Annotated in this window: 14 protein-coding genes; 3 read left to right on the top strand and 11 right to left on the bottom strand. The window is 64.6% G+C overall.

Annotated elements, in window-relative coordinates; genetic code table 11:
• Nucleotides 1-111: 111 nt before the first annotated feature.
• Nucleotides 112-1,566 carry an aldehyde dehydrogenase family protein gene (locus tag AC3WUF_RS17830; protein WP_492428089.1) on the top strand — a complete coding sequence of 485 codons (1,455 nt, stop codon included), beginning with the start codon at nt 112-114 and terminating at the stop codon, nt 1,564-1,566.
• 69 nt (nt 1,567-1,635) lie between these two features.
• On the opposite strand, the gene AC3WUF_RS17825 is transcribed toward AC3WUF_RS17830, so the two are convergent.
• The 9 genes from AC3WUF_RS17825 to AC3WUF_RS17785 all read right to left on the bottom strand — a co-directional run bounded on the left by AC3WUF_RS17825 (nt 1,636) and on the right by AC3WUF_RS17785 (nt 10,264).
• Nucleotides 1,636-2,286 carry an outer membrane beta-barrel protein gene (locus tag AC3WUF_RS17825; RefSeq protein ID WP_492428087.1) on the bottom strand — a complete coding sequence of 217 codons (651 nt, stop codon included), beginning with the start codon at nt 2,284-2,286 and terminating at the stop codon, nt 1,636-1,638.
• A gap of 168 nt (nt 2,287-2,454) precedes the next feature.
• The gene (locus tag AC3WUF_RS17820; protein WP_492428085.1) at nt 2,455-3,954 is read right to left on the bottom strand and encodes an aldehyde dehydrogenase family protein; all 1,500 of its coding nucleotides are present in this window, start codon (nt 3,952-3,954) and stop codon (nt 2,455-2,457) included.
• 9 nt (nt 3,955-3,963) lie between these two features.
• Nucleotides 3,964-4,827: an SDR family NAD(P)-dependent oxidoreductase gene (locus AC3WUF_RS17815; RefSeq protein WP_492428083.1), complete on the bottom strand. Its 864-nt coding sequence runs from the start codon at nt 4,825-4,827 to the stop codon at nt 3,964-3,966.
• Nucleotides 4,828-4,893: 66 nt separating this feature from the next.
• On the bottom strand, nt 4,894-6,264 hold the full coding sequence (locus AC3WUF_RS17810) for a DUF1329 domain-containing protein (protein ID WP_492428081.1): 1,371 nt from the start codon (nt 6,262-6,264) through the stop codon (nt 4,894-4,896).
• A gap of 184 nt (nt 6,265-6,448) precedes the next feature.
• The gene (locus AC3WUF_RS17805; RefSeq protein ID WP_492428079.1) at nt 6,449-6,613 is read right to left on the bottom strand and encodes a rubredoxin; all 165 of its coding nucleotides are present in this window, start codon (nt 6,611-6,613) and stop codon (nt 6,449-6,451) included.
• Nucleotides 6,614-6,690: 77 nt separating this feature from the next.
• On the bottom strand, nt 6,691-7,959 hold the full coding sequence (locus AC3WUF_RS17800) for a cytochrome P450 (RefSeq protein WP_492428077.1): 1,269 nt from the start codon (nt 7,957-7,959) through the stop codon (nt 6,691-6,693).
• A gap of 145 nt (nt 7,960-8,104) precedes the next feature.
• Nucleotides 8,105-8,833 (bottom strand): TetR/AcrR family transcriptional regulator, encoded by a 729-nt coding sequence (locus tag AC3WUF_RS17795; protein ID WP_492428075.1) that lies wholly within the window; start codon nt 8,831-8,833, stop codon nt 8,105-8,107.
• Between the two features lie 33 nt (nt 8,834-8,866).
• Nucleotides 8,867-9,190, bottom strand: coding sequence for a 2Fe-2S iron-sulfur cluster-binding protein (locus AC3WUF_RS17790; RefSeq protein WP_492428073.1), 324 nt, complete (start codon nt 9,188-9,190; stop codon nt 8,867-8,869).
• Between the two features lie 63 nt (nt 9,191-9,253).
• Nucleotides 9,254-10,264: an aromatic ring-hydroxylating oxygenase subunit alpha gene (locus AC3WUF_RS17785; protein WP_492428071.1), complete on the bottom strand. Its 1,011-nt coding sequence runs from the start codon at nt 10,262-10,264 to the stop codon at nt 9,254-9,256.
• Nucleotides 10,265-10,468: 204 nt separating this feature from the next.
• Between AC3WUF_RS17785 and AC3WUF_RS17780 the strand changes: the two genes are divergently transcribed.
• The gene (locus AC3WUF_RS17780; protein ID WP_492428069.1) at nt 10,469-11,035 is read left to right on the top strand and encodes an NnrU family protein; all 567 of its coding nucleotides are present in this window, start codon (nt 10,469-10,471) and stop codon (nt 11,033-11,035) included.
• Between the two features lie 19 nt (nt 11,036-11,054).
• Complete coding sequence (locus AC3WUF_RS17775; protein WP_492428067.1) at nt 11,055-11,936, top strand: glycosyltransferase; 882 nt, start codon at nt 11,055-11,057, stop codon at nt 11,934-11,936.
• Here AC3WUF_RS17775 and AC3WUF_RS17770 read toward each other — a convergent pair.
• A complete protein-coding gene (locus tag AC3WUF_RS17770; RefSeq protein WP_492428065.1) occupies nt 11,918-13,318 on the bottom strand; it encodes an amidohydrolase family protein in 1,401 nt (466 codons plus the stop codon). The two genes, AC3WUF_RS17775 and AC3WUF_RS17770, sit on opposite strands and share 19 nt — an antisense overlap.
• The gene (locus AC3WUF_RS17765; protein ID WP_492428063.1) at nt 13,312-14,652 is read right to left on the bottom strand and encodes a CoA transferase; all 1,341 of its coding nucleotides are present in this window, start codon (nt 14,650-14,652) and stop codon (nt 13,312-13,314) included. The genes AC3WUF_RS17770 and AC3WUF_RS17765 overlap by 7 nt, the downstream gene beginning before the upstream one ends.
• Nucleotides 14,653-14,654: the final 2 nt, after the last annotated feature.

Below are 14,654 nucleotides of genomic sequence, written 5' to 3'. Positions count from 1 at the left end.
GGCCCTACCCATAGGCATTCGTGACGGGTGTGTCACATTTAACGCCCCCGGCCTATACTCCGGAGCTCAGATAGACAGGGCACGCCGCCCGAATATTCAGGAGAGCTGAACATGAACACCGCCGTTTCTTATCTGCCCGGCGCGGCGCCTGCGGCCAACTCCATCACCGCCGACATCCGGCGCGTGTTCGATCTGCAGCGCGAAACCGCGCTGCGCCTGCGTACGTCCACGGCGAAAGAGCGCATCGCCAAGATCCAGAAGCTGCACGACGTCGTGATGGCCTACCGCGAGCAGATCTACGAAGCGGCGTACAAGGATTTCAAGAAGCCGCCGGCGGAAGTCGATCTGGCCGAGATCCTGCCCGTCATCGGCGAAGCCAAGCACGCGATGCGCAAGCTGAAGAAGTGGATGAAGCCGGCCGGCGTGATGCCGACCTCGCTGACCATCGGCCTGAAGTCCTGGGTGCAGTTCGAACCGAAGGGCCGCTGCCTGATCGTTTCGCCGTGGAACTACAACGTCAACCTGTGCTTCTCGCCGCTGGTGTCCTGCATCGCCGCCGGCAACACCGCGATCCTCAAGCCGTCGGAAATGACGCCGCACTTGTCCGCGCTGATGGCGCGCATGATCAAGGAGATCTTCCCGGCCGATGAAGTCGCGCTGTTCGAAGGCGACGTCGAAGTCTCCACCGCGCTGCTCGCGCTGCCGTTCGATCACATCTTCTTCACCGGCTCGCCGGCTGTCGGCAAGGTCGTGATGGCCGCCGCCGCCAAGCACCTGACCAGCGTCACGCTCGAACTCGGCGGCAAGTCGCCGACGATCATCGACGAGACCGCCGATCTCAAGCTCGCCGCGCAGACCCTGCTGTGGGGCAAGTACACCAACAACGGCCAGACCTGCATCGCGCCGGACTACGTCTACGTCCACGCCAGCGTCAAGGATGCGTTCGTCAAGGAATGCGTGGCCGTCATCGAGTCCAACTACGGCAAGACCGCCGCGGAACAGATGGGCTCACCGTATCTGGCGCGCGTCGTCAATCAGCGCCACACCAAGCGCATCAACGCGCTGCTGACCGACGCCCGCGACCGCGGCGCACGCATCCTCTGCGGCGGCGAAGCCAACGAGAACGAGTGCTTCATCCAGCCGACGCTGCTCGACAACATCCCGGCCGACGCCAAGATCCAGAGCGAAGAAATCTTCGGACCGCTGCTGCCGGTCATGGCCTACACCGATCTCGATGCGGTGATCAATGCGATCAACGCCGAACAGAAGCCGCTCGCGCTCTACATCTGGAGCAAGAACGAAGCAAACATCGAGAAGGCGCTCAAGCGCACCAGCGCCGGCGGCACCTGCATCAATCACTGTGTCGTCCAGTATGTGCACGGCAACCTGCCGTTCGGCGGCGTCAACAACTCCGGCATCGGCAGCGCGCATGGCCACTACGGCTTCCGCGCGTTCTCGCACGAGCGCGCGGTGGTCCGCACCCGCTTCATGATGGCGCGGCTGCTGTTCCCGCCGTACACGAACTTCAAGAGCAAGCTCGTCAACATCATGTTGAAGACGCAGTAAGCAACGGGTTCAACAACGCAAAAAGGCCACCTTTCCGGTGGCCTTTTTGTTGACGGCAGCGCTGGTTCCTCAGAACACCAGGCGCACGCCGGTCCTGAAGTCCGCCAACTCGAAGTCGCCGTCGCCATCGTCGAGTTCCAGCTGCGTACCGCGGTAGTCGGCAAACACGCCGAACATGTCGGTGAACTGGAAGCCGGCCCCGACGAGATACTCATAACCCGAGGTGCCGTCGAGATTGATGTAGCCGATGCTCGCGGTGAGGCTCAGCGCATCGCCGATGTGGCCCAGCGCGCCGGCGTGGATGCCGTAGCCGTTGTAGTCCTCGTCGATCTCATCGTCGCCGTCGTCGTCGTCACCGAGATCGACGCCGATGTACTCGGCCTTGATGAAGACCGGCTGCGATTCCGACACGAAGAAACCGCCGCCGATGCGATAGGTGTTCAGATCGTCCTTCAGAATTCCGGTGTCGTCGTCTTCGTCGAAGTCGATCGCCTGGTATTCGCCGTGAATGAAGAACATCGGCGAGACCTGGAACTGGCCCTTGATGCCGTAGCCGTCGCCGTTATCGTCGTAGTCGAGCGGCAATACGGTATCCGGCTCAATCTTCAGATCGCTCCGCGGGATGTAGTAGGCGTCGAGGTGGGACTGATGCCCGGCGGCAAAAGCGCCGAGGGGTGCTGCGAGCGCCAAGGCGGCGCCGAGGGTGGCCAGGGTGCGCATGTTCTCTCCGGTGTCATGTGGGTCGCCGCTACGGACCGCTAGCCTCGCTGCGATGCCGCATCGTCGCGACGGCTCGACGAACCCCAGCTGAACGCGGCATGCCGGCTTGCGGCAGCCACAAAAAAAGGCCACCGGATCGGTGGCCTTTCGGTCCTCGCCAGCGGCGGGCTACTTCTTCTTGAAGACGCTGGTGACCTTGGCCATGCCGTGGAACAGGTTGACGACCGCATCCGGCATCGTGAACTTCATGCCGAGGAACTGCGTGATCATCTTCTTGTACGCCGGCGTGTACGGCGGGAAGTTGACGTACGGATCGCCGGCCGGATAACGGTCTTCGACGACCGCGCGCGCATTGGAGCATTCGAGGAACGTGAAGCGTCCGCCCAGGCGGCCCTGGCCGCTGGCGTTGACGCCGCCGAACGGCAGGTGCGGGTTGGTGCCGGACTGGATCAGGTTGTGGTTGACGACCGTGCTGCCGGAGGTCGTGCGCGCGAGATACCAATCGATCGCCTCGCGGTCCTTGGCGAAGATGTACGAGCCCAGCGGCTTGGTGCGGCGGCGGATCGTCGCGATCGCGTCCTCGCGATTCTTGAACGGCACGATGCAGATGATCGGGCCGAACACTTCCTCGCTCATGATGAGCATGTCTTCGCTGACGTTCGACAGGATCGTCGGCGCGATGAACAGGTCGTCGGCATCGGTCTGACCGCCGGATTCGACCACCGCGCCCTTGGCGACCGCATCGTCGAGCAGGCGCTTGATGCGATCGAAGTGGCGGCGATTGACGATGCGCGGCAGATCGCCCGACTTCTGGTAACCCTTGCCGTCCGCGTTGTACATCTCGACCATCGCCTTGCCGAGTTCCGCGATGAACGGCTTGGCAACGCGCTCGTCGACCAGCGCGTAGTCCGGCGCGAGGCAGACCTGGCCGGCATTCGCGACGCGGCCCCAGGCGATCTTGCGGCCGGCGTCCGGGATGTTGGCGCTGGCGTCGACGATGACCGGATTCTTGCCGCCCATTTCCAGGGTCACGGAGGCGAAATGCTCGGCCGCCGCGCGCAGCACGATACGGCCGACGCCGTGGCCGCCGATGTAGAAGATGTGGTTGAACGGAAGCTTGAGCAGGTCCGTCGCCACTTCGGCGGCGCCCTGGAACACCGCGAACTCATCGTCCTGGAAAACCTTGGCGACGATGTCCGCGATGACCTGTGCCGAATGCGGCGCCAGCTCCGACGGCTTGAGAACGAACGGGCAGCCTGCGGCGATCGCACCGTAGGCGAGGATGAAGGCTTCGGCGATCGGCGCGTTCCAGGTCGACAGGTGCAGCACGATGCCCTTGGGCTCGTAGCGCACGTAGCATTCCTTGCCGATCGTCATCAGCGTGCCCTGCAGCGGCTGATCCGCCATCCAGCTCGCGAGGTTCTTGACGATGAAATCGCCTTCGCCCTTGAGCATCAGCAGCTGCGCGTCGATGTCGGTCTCGTTGACGCGCAGTTCCTTGTACCCGGCTTCGACGATCGCCGGGCGTGCGGCGAGGATCGCGGCCAGCAGACGGCGAATCTTGTCGGCACGCTGCTCGGCGTTCGTCAGCGCCAGTTCGCGCGACTTCAGCAACCAGCGATCGAACTGCGGCTGCAGCGGATTGAATTCCTTGAGTTGAGCGTTCATCGAATCGTCCTATCGCTTGTAGGCGGGAATCTTGAAGGTCTTGCGGATCACGGTTTCCAGCTGGCCGTCCGACAGCAGGCGGCGCATCACGCCCATCGGTTTGACGTCGCTGCCGAGCAGCTCCATCGGCGCCCACTTTTTCTTGTCGAGGATGGCCAAGGTACCGGCGAGCGCCTGCTCCGGCGTGTTGCCGGTTTTCTCGAGCATGTCCGGCAGCACCTTGCACATGACATTGCGCAGCGGCTCGTAGACCTTGCGCATCGTCTCCGGCTGCTTGCTCCAGCTGTCTTCGGTGTTCTTGTGCGAGTTGGCCGACATGCCGGTCAGCACGCCACCCGGAATGATCGACGTGACCTGCATGCCGAGCGGTGCCAGTTCGTGGCGCAGGGTCAGCGTCATGCCGTGGATCGCGTGCTTGGTCATGTTGTAGCTGCCGGCGCCGATCGGATTGGCGATGATCGCACCGGAACTGTAGTTGGCGATGCGCGATCCCGGAGCGTTCTTGCGCAGTAGCGGCAGGAAGCTCTGGATCACCCGCAGCTGGCCGAACATGTTGATGTTGAACAGACGCTCGGCCTGCTGTAGATCGACACCTTCCAGCACGCCGACCGCGACATTGGCGACGCCGGCGACGTTCATCAGCAGATCGAGACCTTCGCCGTTCAACGCCTCGGTGACGACGCGCGCGCTGTTACGGACCGATTCGGTATTCGAGACATCCTGATCGACGACCAGCAGCTTGCCGCCGCTGACCAGATCCGTCGGCGCGCCCGGCAGCACGCCGGCGAACACCCGCCAGCCACGCTCCAGCAGAGCCTTGGTCAGCAGGTTGGCCTGACCGACATTCGCCCCGGTAATGAATGCATTTTTCACAGCGACCCACCCCTAAAAAGTACGGGGCGGCAAAGCCGCCCCGTTTGTTCCAACTCGAAGAGTTTTTTAATGTCCGCCGCGGGCCGCGGCCTGCGGGCTGAACATCGCCGGCGTCAGCGGCGTGTTGATGCGCCACCAGTCTTCGCCGCGCTCGTTGACCAGATAACCGGCTTCATACGCCTTGGCGGTCAGATCGTGATAGATCGAAGCGCCGCGGTGGAAGGTGGCCGATTCCTGCGAGTAGAAGTAGTTGACGAAGGCCACGCGCCACAGCTCGCCGCGGGCGTCGTAGTTGTCGGCCCACAGCGCCATCCAGGTGTCCTCGTCGGCGTACAGGCGGCGCTTGGAGTAGATGTGGCGCATGCCGTCCTTCAGATAACCCTCGACGATCCAGACGCGGTGCAGCTCATAGCGCACGTAGTCGGGATTGATCGTGTTCGGCTTGATCAGATCCTTGTACTTGAGCGCCGGGTCGTTGACCTTGAAGTTGTGGTAAGGCACCAGGATTTCCTTCTTGCCGACCAGCTTCCAGGTGTAGCGTTCCGGCGAGCCGTTGAAGACATAGTCGTCGTCGACCGTGCGCAGACCGGCCGGCGGCACCGGGTAGTCACAGCAGACTTCCGGCGCCTGGCGGACGCGGCGGATGCCCGGCTGGTACTGCCAGGACTGCGTGGCGTCCTTGCTGAAGTTGTTCGGCTGGTAGCCGACCGCGACGAAGCCCTTGTCGCGTTCCGGCAGCAGGTAGCCGGTGTAGAAGTAGGCGTTTTTCGGTTCGGTGAACGAGCCGCGCTTGTTCGGATCATTGCCCGGGTTGAGGGTCATGAACTTGTTGCGGCCCCAGGCGATGCTGCCGTTCGAATAGACGTCGGCAATATCGCAGACCGCCTTTTCGGTATGGGCGCGATGCGGATTGATGATGTTCCAGATCGCTTCCGAGCCGCTCTGCGGGAACGGATACGGAATCGCGCCGCTGATGCCGGTGGTACCCAGGCCGTTGTCGACGACTTCGGCGGTCACCGCATTCTTCTTGACCGTGTCGCAGACCCAGTCGCGATAACCGAAGTCGCGATGCGTCGGATACACGTTCATCTTGTACGAGCTCGGATACAGCTTGAGCAGGGCCTTCTGGCCTTCGGTCAGCTTGTCCGCATGCTCGGCCATGTTCTGCGCGGTGACGGTGTACAGCGGCTTTTCGTCCGCGTACGGGCCGGGTTCATAACCGAACTTCTTGGTCATGCCGGGCCATTCGCCAACCCACTTGCCCGAATACTCGGGAATGCCGGTTGCAGTGCCGGCGCGCTCGGCGCCCATGCACGTCAGCTTCGGGCCATCGAGCTCGGCGGCCTTCTCGGCGGAAACCTTGGCGACCGCTGCCTGCATCGGCAGGGCAATGCCGCCGACCAGTGCCGCTGTAGCCATGAATACTTTGAACGTCATCTTGCTCTCCTCGTAGTTCTCGCAATTTCTGCTCGCCGTTGCCGTCGCAGTGCCGTCTCACCCCGTATTGGCGATGACCGGAACCATCGTGCGCGCTCGCGGCGCCCTTCCCCGGACAATTACCCCATGGTAATCCCGGGCCGGTCGGGCGCCTCACCCAAAACGACTAGCCGGAAATGTTCCTTCAGTCGTTGTGTACCTCGAAGGATTCCTTCGGAGACCCGCATTCCGGGCAGGTCCAGTCGTCCGGCAGATCGGCAAACGCCGTCCCTGCCGCAATGCCCTGATCCGGCATGCCGGCGGCTTCGTCGTAGATGAAACCGCAAATGACGCAGATCCACTTTTTCATGCTGTTCGCTTGGATGGTGACGGAAGAAATACGCCGCGGCGGCTGGCTCGCCGCTGAAGCGCGATGGGAAGCCGGCTTCAGGCCGCCTTGCGGGCGGCTTCGACGCCAGTGCGGATGACCAGACGGTTGATGCGCCGGGCGTTGTGGTGGGTCCATTCGAAATCGACGCGGCCGTCGCCGTCCGCAAGCGTGGCGTTCGGGAACCGCTGCATGAACTCCTTGAGCATCAGGCTGCCCTGCACGCGCACCAGATAGGTGCCGATGCAGAAATGCGCGCCGGCGCCGAACACCAGATTGCCGTCGAGCCTGCGCGTGATGTCGAGCCGGGTCGGATCCGGCCATTTCACCGGGTCATGCCAGGCGGCCTGGATGTTGACGCCGATGGCCTGGCCCTTCTTGATCGTCTGGCCGGCGAACTCGATATCGTCGGTCGCGAAGCGGAAGAACGGCATCTTGCCGAACGAGCCGCAACGCAGGCACTCGATGATCGCGTTCTCCATCAGCTCCGGCTGCTGCTGCAGCAAGCGGTACTGATCCGGGTTGCTCAGCAGCTGCTGCAACACGAAGGTGTGCAGATCGGTCGCCGTGTCGGAACCCGCCGTGATCAGCGCGAAGACCACCGACAGGATCTCGTAATCGTCGAGCGACGAGCCGTTGTCGCTGGCACCGACCAGACGGCCGAGGAAGTCCTCCCCGGGGTCCGGCAGCGCGCGGCGCTTGGCGATCTCGTCGCGGAAATACTTGAAGCCCGGCAACGTCGCCTGGGTCGAGGCCTCGCGCTCCTTGGCGCTGAGGTTGATGCGGGTCGACTTGATGACGTTGACCGCGAAGTCGTGGAAGAAGTCCTCGGTATTCGTCGGCACACCGATCATGCGCGCGATGGAACGCACCGGAATCTTGCTCGCCAGCGCGTCGTAGGCATCGAACTCTTCGGCGTCGCCGATCGCCTCGAAGCAGTCGGCAACCAGATCGCGAATCTTGGCGTCGATCTTGCTCATCACCGGCCGCGAGAACGCCGGCAGCGTCAGCTTGCGCAGGCGCAGGTGTTCGAGGTTGGTGACGGCGAAGAAGCCTTTCTCGAACGCGAAGTCGAAATCGTTCTTCTGGTCTTCGGGCTTGGGCGGCGGTGCCAGCTCCCAGGCACGGAAGTTCGGCGTGAAGCGATTGTCCTTGAGGATCTGGTCGCACAGCGCATGCGTGCTGACCAGCCACATCTGCAGATCCTTGTGCCAGGCGATCGGGTAATCGCGCATCAGGGTCTGCCAGACCGGATCGGGGTTGCGGATGAAATCCTTCGAGTAAGGATTGAAGACCTGGGCGTTGATCTCGACGCGGGCTGCAGTCATGAGTGGCTCCTCGTTTGAGTGGCTGCTCTACAACTCTATTCCGTCATTCCCGCGAAAGCGGGAATCCAGGGCGGAAAGCGCTGCGGTGTATTCCCTGGATTCCCGCTTTCGCAGGAATGACAGGTCAATTGATTCCGTCCCGACCTTAAAGATTCTTCAACACCGCCGGCAGTACTTCCTTACGCTCCACCGCAATGCCGGTCAGCATCCCGCGCAGCGCGAGGCGCCAGCCATCGGGGTTGATGTGCAGGTAATCGTCGAGCGCGGCACGCAGGTGCGGCAGCTCACTCTCGTCGCGCTGGTTGAAGGCCAGGCGCATCTTCGCCTGCAGCGGTTTGCCGTCGGCGCTGGCGGCGACCACGGCCATCGCGCCGGCGGCGGCGCCGATCGCGAGCATGGCGATGGCGTGATGCAGCTGGATGCTGTCCTTGGCAGTGAAGCCATGCGGCGCCAGCGCCGCGATGAACTGCTCGAGGAAATCGACCTCGACGTCGGGACCGAGGCGGCCCTTGATCAACTCGTAGAACAGCTGAGGCTCGCGCGAGAAGGAATCGAACAGGCTTTCGGCATAACCGATCGCCACTTCCGCCCAGTGCACGCTGACACCGGATTCCGGCTCCGGCAGGCGGCGACGCAGGGCAACGCGGAACGCCGCGAGGCGCACCAGTTCATCGCGGTTGCTGACGTGACGATACAGCGTCGCCACCGCGACACCGAGCTTGTCGGCAACTTGCTTGAGGGTGACGCCATCGAGACCAATGTCGATCGCGGCATCGATGATCGCCTGCGCGTTGACGCGCGGCGGGCGGCCGACGCGGGCCACCTTGAGAGGACCTTCGACATCCTGATCCAGAGCTTGCAGGTTTACGCTCATGCGGTCATTCCTCGCTCCCGGATCGCATCGCCATCACACCGGCGGCGCAATCTCGACCGTCAAACCTTCGATCGCGTCGCTGACCGGAATCTGGCACGAGAGTCGCGACGTGGGACGGACCTCGACCAGCTCGGCGATCGCATCGAGCATCATGCGTTCGTCCTCGCTGACCGGCGGCAACTTGTCGGTCCAGGACGGATCGACATACACATGGCAGGTACCGCAGGACATCATGCCGCCGCAGGTGCCGTCGATGCCGGTACCGGCATCGCGCAGTGCATCCATCAGCTGGCTGCCGGTCGTTGCCTCCAGATCCTTCGAGGCGCCGTCACGGCCGCATACGCGAACCACTGCCATCCTTGACTCCGTTCGGGAGGCTCGCCCGTCGTCCGATGACGACGGGCGGCCGGCCCTGTTCTTTTAGATCTTCTTCGAGTCTTCGTGACCCGGATAGAACTGCTTGAACCACTTGCGGAACTGCAGCACCGGGCCGTCGCCGTCACACAGCAGCGGGTTCGGGCGGTACTTCTTGTTGTTCCAGACGATGAAGTCGACGCTCTCGAAGCCGGCGCTCTCTTCGCCTTCCGCCGCACCGATCATGTGATCGATGACCTTCTTCGACGCCGCCAGCTCCGGCGAACCGGCCGGATGGTCGACGTGGCGGAACGACATGTTCATCTGCGTCTTGTCTTTGCCGATCGGCACCGAATACGAAATCATCGTCGCGGTGATGCCATGCTGGTTGAAGCGCATGACGTTCAGGCCCGGGCCGTACGACGTACCCTGGATGTAGCCCTGACCGATGTCGAGCTTCATGACCGGGCCTTCGTAGGTCGTCTGGACCGGCGGGATGATCGGCGAGCCGTGCAGGAACTTCAGGTGCGCGACGTCAGGGCCGTTCTCGGCGATCTCCTGGATGCAGGTGTCGGCGGTCCACGAACCACGGCGAGTGCCGACATAGCCGGTCGCATCCTCGATCTCCGGGATGTACGGCAGCTCGAAGCTTGGCGGCTCGCACTGCGGGTGATACCAGGCCCACATCATTCCGTACTTCTCGACCATCGGCAGCGCGCGCAGGATCGCCTGCTTCTTGGCGATCGGCGGCATCAGCTTGGCGTAGGGAATGCTCTTGCACCAGCCGGCGGTGTCGTACTCCCAGTGGTGGAACGGGCAGCGCAGGTGCTCGCCGCAAACCTTGCCGCCGTGGCCCATGTGCGCGCCGAGGTGCGGGCAGTAGGGATCCGTCATGCCCGGCTTGCCGGACTCGGTGCGGAACAGCACCCACTCCTGGTCGAAGACGAAGACATTGCGCATCTCGCCAGCCTTCAGCGTCTCGGAATAGTCGATGAAGAACCAGCCGACCGGAATCGGGAACGGGCAGCGTTCCAGGGTCTGGGATTCCAGCAGCTGCTTGAGATCAATCGTACCCATTGTGGCTAGCCCTCCTCGGCTTGCGAAACGAGCGCCGCGGCACAGGGCCCTATGCCCCAGCTTTGGCGGAATGGCGACATGGTGCTAGTCCGGACCCGGACTGTCCTACTCCATTTAGGTGATGGGCATTCACAAATTAAAACCCAGGTCATCGGCAGCCGTTATGCTGCGCGCTGGAGCCGGTCAAATCATCAGGGGAATCAAATGATTTTGCTTAGCCTGGGCGTGTTTCTGTGGGCTGCGACCCATCTTTTCGTATCGATCGGCCGCGAGGCGCGCGCCGGCGTCGTCGGCAAGATCGGCCTTGGCCCTTACAAGGGCTTGTTTTCATTGACACTGGTCGCCGCGCTCGTGCTGATCGTCTGGGGCTGGAAAACCAGCCTGCCGACCGCGCTGTGGCTGCCGCCGGCCGGCATGCGCCACGCGACGATGACACTGATGCCCTTCGCCGTGATCCTGTTCATCAGCGCGCGCATGCCGACCGACATCAAACGCCTCATCCGCCACCCGCAGCTGACCGGCGTCAAGCTGTGGGCCGTCGCGCATCTGCTGTCCAATGGCGAAACCCGCTCGGTGATCCTGTTCGGCGGCCTGCTGGCCTGGGCCGTTCTGGAAGTGATCTTCATCAACCGCCGCGACGGCGCCTGGGTCAAGCCGGCGCCGGTCGGCGGCCTGAAAACGACGATCGGCGCGCTGATCGGCCTGCTCGTCACCGGCCTGCTGCTGTGGGGCCATCCCTGGTTCACCGGCATGCCGGTCATGGCGCGCTAAGGCTTCATCCCCTGCACTCATGCACACGTTCAAGCACTACCTGATCACCCGCTTCAATCTCAGCGAAGCGGCCTGGCCGCAAGACCGCGGCCGCCCGCCGCCGGTGCTCAGCGACGAGTGGATGAGCAACCGCATCGAGTTGTTCCGCGAGTACTGCCTGGCCTCGGTCCTTGCGCAGACGCAGAAGAACTTCCAGTGGCTGATCTACATGGACATCAGCACCGCGGACGTTTTCCGCGAGCGCATCCAGGCGCTGGTCGGTGCGCATGCGTTCATCCGCATCGAGTACATCAACGGCATGCCGTCCTTCCTGAGCGCGATCCGCGAGCACATCAAGGCGGACGCGCAGGGCTGCACGCACGTGATCACCTCGCGTGTCGACAACGACGACCTGCTGCATCGCGACTTCATCGCGGCGGTGCAGGCCCAGTTCAGTGGCCAGAAATTCCAGGCCGTCGACTTCACCGCGGGCTACGCGCTGCAGATCAAGCCGCAGGTGCGCATCGGCAAGAACGAGCACCTGTCGAATCCGTTCATCAGCCTGATCGAGGCCAACGAGCAGCCGCAGGTCGTGTTCTCGAAGGCGCATGCGCACTGGATCAAGACCAACGACCGCAGCCGCTACGTCATCGCGAACGATCCGCGGCGCCTGTGGATCATGGTGATCCACGCCGAGAACAAGGCCAATCACTTCACCGGCTACGGCAATGTCGACTGGAATGTCGTCGGACCTGAGTTCATGCCGTCCGCGACGCTGCGTCAGTGGTTCGCCGAACGGCTGGTGCCGGTTTCGCAATGGCCCTGGCAGAACCTGCGCAGCTGGTGGCACGTCAAATCGGCCACTGCGGCGAAGCTGCTGAAGCGCAAGCTGGGACGCTACCGCTACCGCGCCGCCGCGTAGGCGACGCGTCCCGCCGCGAGCGTCATGCGCACGCGCTCGGCGGACAGCTCATCGAGCCGTGCCGGCGTGCCGTGCGTCAGCAGACACAGGTCGGCTGGCGCGCCGACCGCAACGCGGCGTGGCGCCGCGGCCGGATCGGCCAGCGGCGCGAGAAAGCCCTGCAGCGCTTCTGCCGGCTGCAAGGATTCCTCCACTGACACCGGCATGCCCGAGGGCGTGTGCCGCGCCACCGCGGCGCGCATCGCCGCCCAGGGATCCGGCTCGCCGAACGGCGCATCGGTGCTCAGCGCCAGCGGCACGCCGGCGTCGACGAAACCGCGCAGGAGATACAGCCACGGCCGATCGTCGGCGGCGACATCGCGCAGATAGGCGTCGCCGCGTTCGGCGATGAAGTTCGGCTGCGTCACGACGATGAGCTTGAGCGCGGCAATCTCCGCGACCAGTTCCGGCGGCGCAATCGACGCATGCTCGATGCGATCGCCGCGCTGCGGGCCAGCCTCGCGCAGCGCCGACAGCGCGAACGTCAGGTCGGTGCGCGTGACGCAGTGGAAAGCGACCGCGCGACTGTGCTCATGACTGCGGCGGATTGCGGCGACCAGCGTGTCGAACTCGGGCAGTTCGTGCTCGTGCAGATGGAATTTGTGCTCGCCGGGCTGCACGCGCGGCCAGCGCGAGTCGTCGCCATCCAGCGAGGCCGCGCCCATCGCGCGAACGGTCTGCAGCAGTTCACCGCGGGCCTGTGCGTCGGCAAAGCCCTGCAACGCCGCACGGTCGTTGTGATGTGTCGTGTCGGTGACGCCGGTGACGCCGTAACTGGCCAACAGCCGGCTCGCGTCGTGCAGCGACGGCGGCGCCTGCCGCGTGCGCGCACGCAGCCAGTCGTCGGCATCGTAGAGCCGGCCGGTCCAACGCCCGGCCTTGCGCTCCAGCGGCGCGTCCGGCGACGGCGCGATTGCGTCGAGTGCCGCGGAATTCAGCAGCCACAGCCGGCCGCTGCGCTGCTGGATGCGCAGCGGCCGGTCCGGCACGACCGCGTCGAGCCAGTCGCGATCGATGTCGCCGGCGAGCGACTCGTAATAGCCGATGCCGCGCAGCCAGGTGCCCGGGACAAGCCGCGCATGGGCGGCACGCAGCGTCGCGACGAGCGAGGCTTCGTCGTTGCAGTACGGCGGCCCGCAGCGCACTGACGCGAGCGATGCCGCCAGTGCACGCAGATGAATGTGGTGGTCGTGCAGCCCCGGCAACAGCGCGCCGCCGCGTGCGTCGACGATCGCCTCGTCAGGTGCCGCCGACAGCGCCGCACCGATCTCGGCAACGCGGCCGTCGCGGATGCGGACATCGGCGCGGATGCGGCCGTCGAGTTCCGCGTCGCGAATCAGCATGCAATGCCCAATTCGGCCAGCACCTCTTGCGTGTCCGCCCCGAGCACCGCTGCGCTCGCCGTCGGCAGGCGCGCAGCGGGTGCGCGTACGCCTGCGGCTTGCGCGAGCGCCGTCCATTCCGCGTGGCGTGCCCGCCAGCCGGCGAGATCGAGCGGCGCTTCGTAACCGATCACGTGGCGCAGCACATCGACGAGCGCGAGCGCCATCATCCGGCTGCCGCCCATCCGCCAGCTGGCCCAGGCCGCGAGCGCGGCGTGAATGCCAGTGAGCGGATCGGCAATCGCATCGCCAACGAACAACGCACGGCCGCTGGTCTTCTCCAGCAACCAGCTCAGGCCGGCGTTGACGCCAGCATCGTCACCGTAGGCCAGCCAGTTCGCCTGCGGCTCATCACGGCCATAGCCGGTGAGGCTGATCCAGGTCAGTCCGCTGCGCTCGCGCAGCAGCGCGTCGGCGTCAACGCCCATCTGCTGCAAGGCTCGCGGACGGGACGCCTCGACGACGATGTCGGCACGCCGGATCAGCGCCAGCAGCTGCGCGCGGCCCTGCGCCGAAGTCAGATCGAGCGCGACGCTGCGCTTGCCGGCGTTGAGCAGGTCGTAGAACTCGGCAACGCCGCGCCGCGCGCCGTCCGGTCGCGTCGTGCTCTCCACCTTGATCACCCGCGCGCCACAGCGCTGCAGCAAGTGTCCGCACAGCGGGCCGGCCCACAGTGAAGAGAGATCAACGACGAGCGGCGCCGACGAACGAGGGACGATCGATGAGGCGAGCGGATCCGGGCCACTCAACTGGAACCACGGCGTGTACCGCGACGAAGGCGGCACAACCGGACAGATCGGCAAGCCAAGCAGACGACCGCGCTCGACGCTGTCGTGCATCGACGCACCTGCGAGCAGCGCGGCCAGCTCATCGTCGTCAGCGACCGCATCGACCTCGAACAAGGCCGGCAGCAACGCGCGATCGTCGTCGCGAGCAAGGTTGAGCGCAACCGCGCCGTCCTTCGCTGCATGGATGCGGCACGCTCCGCCTGGAGAAATCGCCCCGCTGCGCCGCAAACCGCTCAAGGCCGCACGCTCGGTCAGCAGATCGCTGCCGCGCAGACCATCAAGTGCGTGTTGAGGAGCCAGCGAGGCGAGCGCCGCGAGCACACCGTCGGCAGCGAGACCGAGCGGCGCCGGACACAGCAGCGGCGGGCCATCGGCCTCGCCGGTCAACGCCATCAGGCCGCTGCGCGACCAGTTCAGTGCCGGATGCTCGTCAGGCGCGTGCAGCGGCTGCGCCGGCGTGGCACGCAGCCCGTCCAGCAGCGACTGCGCGTAGCCGGCGGCATTCATGT

It is taken from the genome of Fontimonas sp. FW305-C-3 (genome assembly GCF_058783185.1).
Note: the sequence above shows the minus strand (reverse complement) of the source record. Positions and strands in the feature narration are given on the sequence as shown.

What these genes read in the sequence shown, in the direction of transcription:
- AC3WUF_RS17830 (WP_492428089.1), top strand. Translation starts at nt 112, where the DNA reads ATGAACACCGCCGTTTCTTATCTGCCCGGCGCGGCGCCTGCGGCCAAC.
- AC3WUF_RS17825 (WP_492428087.1), bottom strand. Translation starts at nt 2,286, where the DNA reads ATGCGCACCCTGGCCACCCTCGGCGCCGCCTTGGCGCTCGCAGCACCC.
- AC3WUF_RS17820 (WP_492428085.1), bottom strand. Translation starts at nt 3,954, where the DNA reads ATGAACGCTCAACTCAAGGAATTCAATCCGCTGCAGCCGCAGTTCGAT.
- AC3WUF_RS17810 (WP_492428081.1), bottom strand. Translation starts at nt 6,264, where the DNA reads ATGACGTTCAAAGTATTCATGGCTACAGCGGCACTGGTCGGCGGCATT.
- AC3WUF_RS17805 (WP_492428079.1), bottom strand. Translation starts at nt 6,613, where the DNA reads ATGAAAAAGTGGATCTGCGTCATTTGCGGTTTCATCTACGACGAAGCC.
- AC3WUF_RS17800 (WP_492428077.1), bottom strand. Translation starts at nt 7,959, where the DNA reads ATGACTGCAGCCCGCGTCGAGATCAACGCCCAGGTCTTCAATCCTTAC.
- AC3WUF_RS17795 (WP_492428075.1), bottom strand. Translation starts at nt 8,833, where the DNA reads ATGAGCGTAAACCTGCAAGCTCTGGATCAGGATGTCGAAGGTCCTCTC.
- AC3WUF_RS17790 (WP_492428073.1), bottom strand. Translation starts at nt 9,190, where the DNA reads ATGGCAGTGGTTCGCGTATGCGGCCGTGACGGCGCCTCGAAGGATCTG.
- AC3WUF_RS17785 (WP_492428071.1), bottom strand. Translation starts at nt 10,264, where the DNA reads ATGGGTACGATTGATCTCAAGCAGCTGCTGGAATCCCAGACCCTGGAA.
- AC3WUF_RS17780 (WP_492428069.1), top strand. Translation starts at nt 10,469, where the DNA reads ATGATTTTGCTTAGCCTGGGCGTGTTTCTGTGGGCTGCGACCCATCTT.
- AC3WUF_RS17775 (WP_492428067.1), top strand. Translation starts at nt 11,055, where the DNA reads ATGCACACGTTCAAGCACTACCTGATCACCCGCTTCAATCTCAGCGAA.
- AC3WUF_RS17770 (WP_492428065.1), bottom strand. Translation starts at nt 13,318, where the DNA reads ATGCTGATTCGCGACGCGGAACTCGACGGCCGCATCCGCGCCGATGTC.
- AC3WUF_RS17765 (WP_492428063.1), bottom strand. Translation starts at nt 14,652, where the DNA reads ATGAATGCCGCCGGCTACGCGCAGTCGCTGCTGGACGGGCTGCGTGCC.